Genomic DNA, 10096 nt, shown 5'->3' with positions numbered 1-10096 from the left:
GCTTAATCTCGTATGAATCAGAGTAATGAATGTCCTTGGCGCTTAACGATGCGTATCCCACGCCAGATTCTCATTCCCTACAGGAATGTAGCCTATAAAATTACGCCATTTTCCTTATCTCTGCCCCCGAGGTAGCGTGCTCCCAAGACAAGGAGAATCGCCATGCCCCCGACCTCGACCCGATCCGCAGACAAATTCGACACTTCCCGCGCCAACGAATACGCCAGACAAAGTCGCATCGCCCTGGCCGGTTACGATGCCTGTCACGATCTGGCTGCGTGCATGTTGGCGGCCACTTTGGGGCCGTTGCGTGGCGCCAAGGTGTTGGTGGTTGGCGCGGGCGGTACGGCGCAGGAAATCATCGCAATGGCCGCGCTTGAGCCGGACTGGCGTTTCACTGCGGTCGATCCTTCGGCACCGATGTTGGAGGCTGCGACGCAGCAGTTGCAGGCCAATGATTTGCTCGGCAGGACAGACGTGCATCTCGGGCATGTCGAGGACTTGCCGGCGCAGGCATCGTTCGACGCGGCCACATTGATCGGTGTGCTGCACCACTTGAATGGCGATGACGCCAAGCGACAGATCCTGTGCTCGGTTCAGGCCCGGCTGAAACCGGGTGCGCCGCTGATTGTGGCGGGCAATCACTACGCCTACGCCAGCCAGCCGTTATTGCTGCAAGCCTGGGGGCAGCGTTGGCGTCAGCAGGGCGCGAGTGCGGAGGAGGTGAAGGCGAAACTCGGGAAGATTTTGCAGGGCGCCGATCCGCCGCATTCCGAGGCGGCGGTTCAGGCGTTGTTGCACGAGGCCGGATTTGGTGAGGCGACGCGGTTCTTCAGCAGCCTTTTCTGGGGCGCGTGGCTGGCGTGTAAAACGCGCTGAGCGGATTGTGTTCGATCCGGTGAACGTCTTGCAAAACCTGCGATCAGGGCTTGTCAGTCGAACTTGACCTGGTCCTTGAAGATCAGTGGCCCCCAGCTTTTTTCTCGCGCCGGCACCAGCCCACACAAATCCAACTACGATCAAGCAACGACAGGCAAGGCGGTCGCTTTTCATCATGGCGAAGTCACTGGAGCGTTAGTGTTATGGACTTCATCGCTGACTTCTTGATCAACGAGCTGGCTCATCGGGTAGGTGTTTGCGTGCTGCGCCTGCTCAGTGGCGGCCGCTTCACGGGCGAAAGCGGTTTTGCCTGGGGCTGGGCCGTCGCCGTCGGTGGCCTGGTGCTGTTCGCCCCTGTTGTGGCTTTCATCGCCTGGTTGATCTACTCCGGGGGCTAATGAGGGGCGGGCGCTTATGAAGATACCCCTGCGGCAGACCCGACAGGGATCGTAATGTCAGCGATTTAATGTACCCATGACAATTCTTTGATTGTATTGATTTGCCAGTCCTACGATGAGCCTCGACCATCCGCACCGAGGCTCATCATGCACGTCGCCATCCTGACCTTTGAAGGGTTCAACGAACTCGATTCGTTCATCGCCTTCGGCATCCTCAATCGGGTGCCCGGCTGGCGCGTGTCGATTGCCAGCCCCACGGACAAGGTGCGGTCAATGAACGGACTGACCGTCGAGGCGCAGGTGTCGCTGGAGGAGGCCGGTGTCGCGGTGCTCAATCAACCGTTCGTGGCCAACGGCAATGTCGCCACCGCCGGCGGATGTCTAGCTTCGCAGTATCTGGCAGCCTGGTTCATCGCGCGCCTTGCCGGTGTGGACGCCGCGTGCGATGCGTTGCGGTACGTGGTGCCGGTGGGGGAGCAGGAGCTCTACATCACGCGGGCGCTGGCGAACATTTCGCCATTTCTATAAAACTGGCCGGGATCAGCTCTCGGTAGTTTCAACCGGTTCTACCGGCGCCTCGGCGGCCATCTTCAAGCGATCGGCCTTGCTGATGTACTTGGGCTTTTTCGGTGCCAGTTTGGCGCTGGCCTTTTTGGCCTTTTCCTTGAACAACTGCTGAAGTTTCTTTTGACGATTCATGGGGCTACCCGGCTTGTAAGTTTGAGTATCGACTAGCGAAGGGCGTAGACGTGCCACGTTTGCCCTTGCGCTGAAAAAGGGTGGGATCCTGACGTATACGGCGGGTTCAGGCAATGTCGAATCCTCACCGAATCCATTCGTGTGTCAATCACCCCCGACAATGCAGTGGCTTGCAGAATCAAACCACTCGAAAGGATCCATCCGCACATTGCGCAGGCCCACTGTTTCCAGGTGCGCGGCGTACAGCGGTTCGGCAAAGTAATTGATCAGGATGGAACGTCGGCGCAAGCCCGCCACGTTGCAACTGCCAGCATGCAGCAGGTCCACGTCGAACAGCAGAATATCGCCGGCGCTGCCGGAAAGCTGCACGGCTTTCGACTCATCGTTAGCGTCGAGTGGCGGTTCTCCAGGCAGGGGGCGATGGCTGGCGGGGACGATGCGCGTAGCACCGTTCTGTGGGCCGTAATCGTCGAAAAACGCCAGGGCAACCACGCTGTCGCCGGGTCGTTGCGCCGACAGGTCGCGGTGCAAGGGTTGATGTCCGCCACCCGGAAGGGGTTCACGACCTTCCACCTGCGCAAGGAAGAAGCGTTCGCCGATCAGTTCGCCTACCACTTCCAGCACCTGTGGCAAACGGCACACCGCGCGCACCTTCGGGTCATCATCGAGCAGCGAGTGACGCCAGTCCTGACCACGGGGCACCGGCCACTGATCGGACGGCAGGACACCTGCATCGAACACACGGCGCAACTCATCCAGCCATTCGGCGGGTATGGCGTGGCGGAGCAGGGCGTAGCCATTCAAAAGGGATGCCTGTGCAGGCGGCGATCTTTTGCTCTGAACACGGCTGCGGTCGGTCATGGCGTCCTCGATGCTGTGCAATCGTCCGGGGTGGTACCAATGTGGATCATGGCGGCACTTACCGTGTGGTCGTTGCCATAAGCCCAATCAAGGGGCCCGCCATACGCCACCAGATCATAGATCTCGCTCTCACCCAGTACGCGGCCATTACGAAGGTCATACAGGCGAAAAAACGCCGGGCTCTCCCAGGAGACAAACCAGCTGCGCTCCATCGCATCGTCCGGCGGCGTCTGTGGATGAAGAAAACCCGGCAACACCCAGAACGGCCGAAACGTCTGGACCTGAAAGCAACCGTCGGGGCTGATGCTAGCGGTGCCGTAGGGCTTGGCCAGCGCTTTTTCCCACCACTCGGACGCTGTCCATAGTGCTACGTAGAAGACCAGCAGGCCGAGGACAATCGAGACGATTCGCTGTTGACGTGTCATGACAAGCGCATACCCATTTCTACCGCACGGCGCTCGAAACCAAACTCCGCGTACATCCGCGCCGCCCGTTCATTGAACGGCCAGACCGTCAGGCGCAAGTCCTGCGCATCGTGCGCAAGGGCCCAATCCTTGATGCGCTGGATCAGTGCGCGGCCAATGCCTTTACCCCAGAACCGTTCGGCGACACACACGGAGCCGATGCGCACGACATTCTGCGGCTGCATTAACGGCCCGACGCTGGCCGACAGGCTGGCGGTAATGAACGCCACGACCTGGTCGCCCGCGCTGGCGAGCCACACGACCTGGCCCGGCTTCTCGAAAACGCCGGACCAGTGCGGCAAGTCGCGAGAGAAATCTTCGGTCGCAGCCGCGTAAATGTCCGGGCGGGCGGCGTGGTGCACGGCGTTGAGCAGTTGACCCAGTTCGCATATCGCCAAGGCATCGTCAGCCGTGGCGGTGCGGTAGGTGATGGTTGCTTCCATGATGGTTGAACGCTCCTTGTGTGGGGGACGTGTAGTGCTGATGACTTCCGTTTCGAGTTGCGAATGCTGAAAGCTGAAATGAATGCCTGGAGAATTGGACTGCCGCGCCCATCAGAATCGGCCGGGGCGGCAGTTGCCAAGGTCGACTGAGGCAATGCCGCTGACAATCTCTTCACTGGCGAGGCGCCCGACGATCGCCGCCAGGGTCACACCGGGATGCATTGCGCAAACATACACTCCGCCCACCGTCGGTAGATAGCCGACAACGGGGACGCCGTCGACAGGCACGGGCCGCAAGCCGACGCATGCGCTTTGCAGTTCAATGGAGGTTACCCCGTGCAGTTCGTGTTGAATGACTTGTGCGGTTCGCCGCGCGATCTCGTCCGGTTGATTGTGCGGGGCATTTCCCAAGTAGTCTTCCGCTGCCAACAACGCCCCGTCTGCACCTTGCCGCACTTCCATCTCGGGGCTGGAGATGATGCCGTTCAACCGATCCGGTTGAGTCTTGAAGCGGATGAAAATGGCCGGGGAGGCGTCTATCGGCAGTGAAACGTCGAGCATCTCTGCCAGCTGCACGGTGCCCGTTCCGGCTGCCAGAACGATCACGTCAGCAGCCAAGGGCCCCGCCGTCGTCTCAATGCCCGTAACGTCTGCGCCGCTGAAGGTGAAGCCGCTTACGCGTGTCTGCGTAAACACTGTTGCGCCGTGGGCCTGTGCCCCGACAACCAATGCGCGGGTGGTCTGTACCGCATCGAGGGCGCCTTCTTCGGCGTTATACGATGCTTGGCGTGGAGGGTGGCGCAAGTTCGGCTCGCGTTCGAGGATCTCGGCGCGTGACAGCCATGTCGGCGAAGAGGGCTCGTCCTCTGCGCCGGTACCCCAGGACAATGCCCCTGACCAGCGTATCTGCAATTCAGGCAGCTCCGCTTCCAGCCGGCGATAGTCTTCGATGGCCGCGCCACGCAATCGGGCGATCGGATCGTTCCCGGCATGGGCCGTATTGATCCAGGCGAACGAGCGCCCCGTGACCCCCGAGGCGGGTTCTGCGGCCTCGACCAGCGTCACCTGTGCACCCTTGCGTGCAAGGTGATACGCCAGCGAAGCGCCCACAATACCCGCGCCGACCACCACCACGCGCTTGCCTGTCCTGTCACCCATACCAACCTCCCTGTTGTTGACCGGCACACGGTACTACATCCCGACGAAGGCGTGACTGGCGTCCACAAAAAAGCCCGACTGATGCCGGGCTTCCCTTCATTCGCAAGGCCTTACGCTGCCACGTCCTTCCTGCAACAGGTCTTCATGGCTTGCATTTGCACGCCGGGTTCTTCGAGTTTGTCCTTGCCCGGCAACTGATCAGCAGAAGACTAAGATGCCGACCGCTGAGTGATTTGTTTCGGCCCCGCCAGCGCCCAGGCAATCAGGCCGAACAACGGCACAAACACGATCAGCACGATCCACACGCCTTTGTTGCTGGATTTTCCCTCGCTTTTGCGCACCCGGGTGATGGCCCAAAGTTCGATGAGCAGAAGAACTGCCGCCAGTACGATCCACACGGTTTCGATTTGCATTGGCTACCTCCTGATGGTCTTAGGGTTAGGTGACCGGTGCGGTGGCGGGTTCATTTATTTTTTTGCAGGGCTTTGAGCTGTCGGGCCAGTTCGAGTGCCACGCGACCGCTGGCTACGGTGGGCAACAGCTGGGTGAAGGGGATAACGATCAGGCGGTTTTCGCGCACCGCACGCAGTTGCGACAGCACCGGGTCGTGGGTCAACAGGTAGCGCTTGCGGCTGGCGGGCGACCAGTCGGCATCGGCCAGCAGAATCACGTCCGGGTCGCTGACCAGCAGGGTTTCGCGGCTCACGGTGACCCGGTATTGATTGATCTCGGCGAACAGGTTTTTCGCGCCCGCAGCGTCCAGCAACGTGCTGACAAAACCGCGCCGTCCTTCGCTGTCGAGGCCTTTGACTTCGCTGTCCAGGTAAAACACTGACAGCGGTTTCTGCGTGCCGGCCACGGCTCGGGCATTGGCGAGGTCGGCCTCCATCGCGGCCAGCAGTGCCTTGGCTTCCGGTTGTTTGTGCAGCAACGCGCCGAGGTTCAGCAGGTCATTGCGCACATGCCCGAAGTAATCCAGCGAATGCCCGTTGCACGCCGATTCCAGCAGGTAGGAACCGATGCCGTTGCGCGCCAGCGCCGAGCGTGAAGTGACGCCGTCACCGAAGGCTGTGGCGAACCCACCGATCACCAGATCCGGCTGTTGCGCGTACAACACTTCGCTGGATGGGTACTGACGTGCGATCACTGGCACGCCGAAATACGCGGTCGGGCGCTGGCCGGCATCGGTGTCGTCCAGATACGCGACGCCCACCAGCGATGATCCGGCATCAAGCGCCAGCACGAGGTCAGCTGCGTGCTGATTCAGCGCGACGATGCGCGCGGGCGGCGAAGCGGAAACCTGCCAGTGCTCGCCGCAGTTGCGCACGTTGTCAGCCATAGCCGCCGATGAGCAGAACAGGGCGCCCAGTGCACACCACAAGAGCTTCATGTGCGCCCCCGGATCAGCAAATCCTCGACTACTTCACCGCCCAGCAGATGCACCTCGACCAGGCGCTGCACCTCCTGCCGGTTATGCACGCCGTACCAGAAGCGTTCCGGATACACCGTCACGATCGGCCCGAGATTGCACGGAAACTGGCAATGAGTGCGGGTCAGTAACACGCCGCCCGGCGTCTCGATGCGATCGTGCGCCAGCAGATGCCGGCGCAGGCTTTTCCATAACTGCAAGGCGCCGCGCTGAGTACAGCGCGGGCCGGTGCAGAGGAACACATGGCGCGCGTGATCGGGCACTTGCGACCAGTCCGGATGAGTATCGACGCCGTCGACCTTGGTGATTTCACTCATCAGAAGCGGTACGTGTAGCGAATTTCAGAGGTGAACGGCCGGCCGAGATTATCGACATTGTTCGAACGGCTGGTGACGTAATCGCGGTCGAACAGGTTTTCCATCAGCAGGCTTACACGGTGCTGATGCGCGTGGTCGAGGTAGCGATAAGCATCGGCATCGACCACCGAATAGTTGCCGTACTGCACCTGCTTCGAACTCTTGATATCGCGTATGTAGCGGATCGCACCCCCGGCCCCCCACATACGATTTTCCGACTCATAACCCACCCTTGAGCGGGCGAAGAACCCCGGGATGTCGTTGATGCTCACGCCGCTGCGCGACTCGGTGAGATTGCGCGTCAGGTCCGCTTGCAGGCTCCATCGCTGGGTGAGCACCAGTTTCGCGTCGGCCTCGAAACCGCGCATGCGGATCTGCCCCTCACCGTTGACCCACTGCATGCCGTCGAGGGTGATCAGGTCGTCGATCTTGCGTTTGAACAGGCTGACGCTGGCGCTGAATTCGCGCTCGAGCAGAAAGCCCTGGTAGTCGACACCGAGTTCGGCGTTGCGGCTTTTCTCCGGCTTGAGGTTGCGGTTGCCGATCTCGTCGCCCGGCTCGTTGACGAACAACTGCTCGGCATTCGGCAGTTTGTAGGCGCTGCCGTACTGACCGCGCACGGCCCAGTTATCGTTGAGGTCGTACAGTGAGGTGAGCATGCCGACCGTGGCGCCATCGCCGCCGCTCATGGCTTCGTGACGAATGCCGAGGCTCGGGTGCCAGTCGGGCAGGGCGGCGATCTGCGGGCGCAACTGCGTGTAGATCGCGTGGGCTTCGGCCTTGTCGTTGTCGATGACCAGCACATCGTCCTGACCCTTGAACCACTGGTTGTCGGTGCCGAACACCAGCACATGGCCGCCGGGCAATTGCGCCTTGCCTTCGGCCTGTACGCCCCAATCGGTGAAGCCCCAGTAGTCGTTGTGGTTGATGACCTTGGTACCGCCGCCATCCACGTTGTTGACGCGGGTGTAGCGGGTGTCCCAGTCGTTGATGTGGCCTTTGACGAAGTAGCTCACGCGCTCGTTGACGGTCTGTTCAAAGGTCGCCGTGGCGATCTGCTGCACACGGTCGTTGGTGGTGTTGTGGTTGTTCAGCGGGCGGGCGAAATCGAGGTTGGCGTCGGCGTACTGATAGAACAGTTCCAGCCGCGCGTCATCGGCGAACGATTGAATCGCCTTGCCGCCGAAGGTGGTGACTTCGTAGGCACGGTTCTTCTCGCTGACGTTCTTCATGTCGCGGTTGCGATACGGCTGGTAACCGTCGGAGACGTTGTGGCTGGCATAGGCGAGCAAACCCAGTTCGCCGAAACCGTTGCTGAAGATGTTTTCGACCCGGACGTCTTCGGTCGTGCCGCCAAAGCTGTCCACGCCCAGATTCACTTCGCCGGCGGCTTTGCGCGATTGCGGGCTGCGGGTGACGATGTTAATCACCCCCGAGACCGCCTGGGTGCCGAACAGCAGGCTTTGCCCGCCCTTGAGCACTTCGATGCGTTCGATGGCGTTGGCCGGTAGGGTGTCCAGGTACAGGCCGCCGTACAGACGATTGTTCAGGCGCACACCGTCGAGCAGGATCAGCGTGTCGTCGTTACGGCCGCCGAGCAACGAATAGGTGCCGTAGTCGAACGGGCCGTTTTTCGGCGCCACGTACAGGCCGGGAATGAACATCTGCAGGACGCGGCTGACATCGGCACCGGGGCCGGCACGTTCGATTTGTTCGCGGGAAACCCTCTCGATTTTGCTGCCGTACTGCGCCATGTCGGCGACGGTGGTGGATTCCACTGACGGCGCGGAAACGATTTGCTGATCGAGTTGCAGTGGCGTGTCGTCGGCCAGCAGCAAAGGGCTGAACAGGCAGCCGAACAGCAGGGTTGGTGCAGAAGTGTTGAAAGGTCGAATCATTGTCTTCTCGAAAAGGATCTTCGCAGAAGAGCATGCAGGAGAAGGCATCGCGCACAGCCAATACCGGCCCATGCCCGCCCACCGCAGGATTTTGCCAAACGCATTTCAGGCCGGTCTCCGGGCTCGCGCGTATCGAGGCTTTCACCTTCCCATGGCCGTCTGGCCACAGTGGTCTGTCGAAAGCATCACGCGCCTACCGTTGCGGGGGCAGCACCGGACTTGTTCGCAATGAACGTACCGGTTTCCCGTTTCACCCCAAGCACGGCGGCAGGGGGCACCTGAAACAGGCCCGCATCTGAACACTCGCAACACCGTTCGTCAACTTTTGGCGGGACTTCTGCTCACATCGGTTTCAGCGCCGCAAACTGGCTGCTCAGCCACGTATAGAGCTGTGACACGGCCGGGGTGATCTGCTTGCGATGCGGGCATACCAGGCTCAACGGCGAGGTCTCGCCGGGTTGCTCCGGCAGCAATACAAGCAGGCGACCTGACGCGATGTCGGCGCTGACATCCAGCCAGGATTTGTAGGCGATCCCTTCGCCGTCCAGCGCCCAGCGCCGCACCACGTCGGCGTCGTCGCTGAACAGCGGCCCCGAGACTTGCACGGTCTGATTGCCCAGGTTCCATTTGTCGTAGACCCGGCCAGTCTGCAAATAGAGCAGGCACTGATGATCCAGCAGTTCATCCGGGGTCTGCGGCTGGCCGTGGCGTTGCACGTATTCAGGCGAGGCGACCAGCACCCGCCGGTTCCACGGTGCCAGCGGCAGCGCTACGTAGTTGGCATCCACGTTGGCGCCATAACGAATCGCCACGTCCACCGGGTCGCGAAACAGATCGACCATCTGATCCGACAGCACCAATCGCAAGGTCAGCTCCGGGTGCTGGCGGCGGAACTGCGTCAGCCACGGCAGCAGGATATTGCGTCCCAGATCCGACGGCGCAGTGACTTGCAACACGCCGCGCAGGGTGGCGTTTTCCCCCCGCAAATTGTCCTCGCCCTGCTTGAGGGCTTCGAGCACCGCGTGGGCGGTGGGCAAGTACTGCTCGCCTTCGGCGGTCAGGCGCAGGCTGCGGGTGGTGCGGGCGAACAGGCGCACATCCAGTTCGCGTTCCAGCCGCTTGATCGCGGCAGCGACCTGGCCGGGCAGTAAATCAGCCTCCAGCGCAGCAGCGGTAAAACTGCCCAGCGCGGCGCTGCGGGTGAATAAACCGAGATCGTCGATGCGGATCATTTTCACGCCTGCAGTGAAAGTGTTGGCGCATTCTGCCGGTTTTTCTTTGCCCGAGGGAAGCCGAAGATGGCGGCCAGTGACTGCCACAGCCCTTCAGAATCAGAGATCCCATGAAAGCCATCACCTTTACCCAACACGCCTTGCCCATCGAAGATCCGCAATCGTTGCAGGACACCGACATCCCCGAGCCCACGCCTGGCCCGCGAGACCTGCTGGTGGAAGTGCGCGCAGTGGCGGTCAACCCGGTCGATACCAAAGTCCGCGCCGGCACTTTCACCA

General features: G+C 61.2%; 13 protein-coding genes, 1 pseudogene and 1 riboswitch. Of the genes and pseudogenes, 4 read left to right on the top strand and 10 right to left on the bottom strand.

Annotation, left to right across the window (positions count from 1 at the left end; all coding sequences use genetic code 11):
* Nucleotides 1-162 precede the first annotated feature (162 nt).
* The 3 genes from DBR24_RS06655 to DBR24_RS06645 all read left to right on the top strand — a co-directional run bounded on the left by DBR24_RS06655 (nt 163) and on the right by DBR24_RS06645 (nt 1805).
* Nucleotides 163-879 carry a cyclopropane-fatty-acyl-phospholipid synthase family protein gene (locus DBR24_RS06655; RefSeq protein ID WP_128614281.1) on the top strand — a complete coding sequence of 239 codons (717 nt, stop codon included), beginning with the start codon at nt 163-165 and terminating at the stop codon, nt 877-879.
* A gap of 203 nt (nt 880-1082) precedes the next feature.
* Entirely contained in the window at nt 1083-1277 is a 195-nt protein-coding gene (locus DBR24_RS06650; protein WP_123464167.1) for a hypothetical protein, read from the top strand.
* Nucleotides 1278-1424: 147 nt separating this feature from the next.
* Nucleotides 1425-1805: a hypothetical protein gene (locus DBR24_RS06645; protein WP_128614280.1), complete on the top strand. Its 381-nt coding sequence runs from the start codon at nt 1425-1427 to the stop codon at nt 1803-1805.
* A gap of 12 nt (nt 1806-1817) precedes the next feature.
* Here the strand turns inward: DBR24_RS06645 and DBR24_RS06640 are convergent, their stop codons facing one another.
* From DBR24_RS06640 to DBR24_RS06595, 10 genes are all read right to left on the bottom strand, one after another.
* Nucleotides 1818-1976 (bottom strand): DUF2986 domain-containing protein, encoded by a 159-nt coding sequence (locus DBR24_RS06640; protein ID WP_123464171.1) that lies wholly within the window; start codon nt 1974-1976, stop codon nt 1818-1820.
* A 144-nt stretch (nt 1977-2120) separates the two neighbouring features.
* On the bottom strand, nt 2121-2837 hold the full coding sequence (locus DBR24_RS06635) for a phytanoyl-CoA dioxygenase family protein (protein WP_128614279.1): 717 nt from the start codon (nt 2835-2837) through the stop codon (nt 2121-2123).
* Nucleotides 2834-3262 (bottom strand): hypothetical protein, encoded by a 429-nt coding sequence (locus tag DBR24_RS06630; RefSeq protein WP_128614278.1) that lies wholly within the window; start codon nt 3260-3262, stop codon nt 2834-2836. Before DBR24_RS06630 ends, DBR24_RS06635 begins: the two co-directional genes overlap by 4 nt.
* A complete protein-coding gene (locus tag DBR24_RS06625; protein WP_128614277.1) occupies nt 3259-3744 on the bottom strand; it encodes a GNAT family N-acetyltransferase in 486 nt (161 codons plus the stop codon). Before DBR24_RS06625 ends, DBR24_RS06630 begins: the two co-directional genes overlap by 4 nt.
* A gap of 111 nt (nt 3745-3855) precedes the next feature.
* On the bottom strand, nt 3856-4902 hold the full coding sequence (locus DBR24_RS06620; RefSeq protein WP_128614276.1) for an FAD-binding oxidoreductase: 1047 nt from the start codon (nt 4900-4902) through the stop codon (nt 3856-3858).
* A gap of 209 nt (nt 4903-5111) precedes the next feature.
* Nucleotides 5112-5315, bottom strand: coding sequence for a PLD nuclease N-terminal domain-containing protein (locus tag DBR24_RS06615; RefSeq protein WP_128614275.1), 204 nt, complete (start codon nt 5313-5315; stop codon nt 5112-5114).
* 50 nt (nt 5316-5365) lie between these two features.
* Nucleotides 5366-6292, bottom strand: a complete 927-nt coding sequence (locus DBR24_RS06610) for an ABC transporter substrate-binding protein (protein ID WP_128614274.1) — start codon at nt 6290-6292, stop codon at nt 5366-5368.
* Nucleotides 6289-6648, bottom strand: a complete 360-nt coding sequence (locus DBR24_RS06605) for a ferredoxin (RefSeq protein WP_128614273.1) — start codon at nt 6646-6648, stop codon at nt 6289-6291. The genes DBR24_RS06610 and DBR24_RS06605 overlap by 4 nt, the downstream gene beginning before the upstream one ends.
* Nucleotides 6648-8585 (bottom strand): TonB-dependent siderophore receptor, encoded by a 1938-nt coding sequence (locus DBR24_RS06600; protein WP_128614272.1) that lies wholly within the window; start codon nt 8583-8585, stop codon nt 6648-6650. Before DBR24_RS06600 ends, DBR24_RS06605 begins: the two co-directional genes overlap by 1 nt.
* A 90-nt stretch (nt 8586-8675) precedes the next feature.
* Nucleotides 8676-8882, bottom strand: a riboswitch (cobalamin riboswitch).
* A gap of 44 nt (nt 8883-8926) precedes the next feature.
* Entirely contained in the window at nt 8927-9817 is an 891-nt protein-coding gene (locus DBR24_RS06595; protein ID WP_128614271.1) for a LysR family transcriptional regulator, read from the bottom strand.
* Nucleotides 9818-9927: 110 nt separating this feature from the next.
* Between DBR24_RS06595 and DBR24_RS31625 the strand changes: the two are divergent.
* Nucleotides 9928-10096 (top strand): annotated as a pseudogene (locus tag DBR24_RS31625) (zinc-binding alcohol dehydrogenase family protein); the annotation flags it as partial.

The sequence above is a fragment of the Pseudomonas sp. HMWF006 genome (genome assembly GCF_003061205.1).
Taxonomy (GTDB): domain Bacteria; phylum Pseudomonadota; class Gammaproteobacteria; order Pseudomonadales; family Pseudomonadaceae; genus Aquipseudomonas; species Aquipseudomonas monsensis.
This window is presented reverse-complemented; position numbering and strand designations above follow the sequence as displayed.

Excerpts from the sequence above, each read along its gene's own strand:
- DBR24_RS06650 (WP_123464167.1), top strand. The coding sequence starts at position 1,083 with ATGGACTTCATCGCTGACTTCTTGATCAACGAGCTGGCTCATCGGGTA.
- DBR24_RS06615 (WP_128614275.1), bottom strand. The coding sequence starts at position 5,315 with ATGCAAATCGAAACCGTGTGGATCGTACTGGCGGCAGTTCTTCTGCTC.
- DBR24_RS06625 (WP_128614277.1), bottom strand. The coding sequence starts at position 3,744 with ATGGAAGCAACCATCACCTACCGCACCGCCACGGCTGACGATGCCTTG.
- DBR24_RS06640 (WP_123464171.1), bottom strand. The coding sequence starts at position 1,976 with ATGAATCGTCAAAAGAAACTTCAGCAGTTGTTCAAGGAAAAGGCCAAA.
- DBR24_RS06645 (WP_128614280.1), top strand. The coding sequence starts at position 1,425 with ATGCACGTCGCCATCCTGACCTTTGAAGGGTTCAACGAACTCGATTCG.
- DBR24_RS06620 (WP_128614276.1), bottom strand. The coding sequence starts at position 4,902 with ATGGGTGACAGGACAGGCAAGCGCGTGGTGGTGGTCGGCGCGGGTATT.
- DBR24_RS06610 (WP_128614274.1), bottom strand. The coding sequence starts at position 6,292 with ATGAAGCTCTTGTGGTGTGCACTGGGCGCCCTGTTCTGCTCATCGGCG.
- DBR24_RS06605 (WP_128614273.1), bottom strand. The coding sequence starts at position 6,648 with ATGAGTGAAATCACCAAGGTCGACGGCGTCGATACTCATCCGGACTGG.
- DBR24_RS06600 (WP_128614272.1), bottom strand. The coding sequence starts at position 8,585 with ATGATTCGACCTTTCAACACTTCTGCACCAACCCTGCTGTTCGGCTGC.
- DBR24_RS06655 (WP_128614281.1), top strand. The coding sequence starts at position 163 with ATGCCCCCGACCTCGACCCGATCCGCAGACAAATTCGACACTTCCCGC.
- DBR24_RS06630 (WP_128614278.1), bottom strand. The coding sequence starts at position 3,262 with ATGACACGTCAACAGCGAATCGTCTCGATTGTCCTCGGCCTGCTGGTC.
- DBR24_RS06635 (WP_128614279.1), bottom strand. The coding sequence starts at position 2,837 with ATGACCGACCGCAGCCGTGTTCAGAGCAAAAGATCGCCGCCTGCACAG.
- DBR24_RS06595 (WP_128614271.1), bottom strand. The coding sequence starts at position 9,817 with ATGATCCGCATCGACGATCTCGGTTTATTCACCCGCAGCGCCGCGCTG.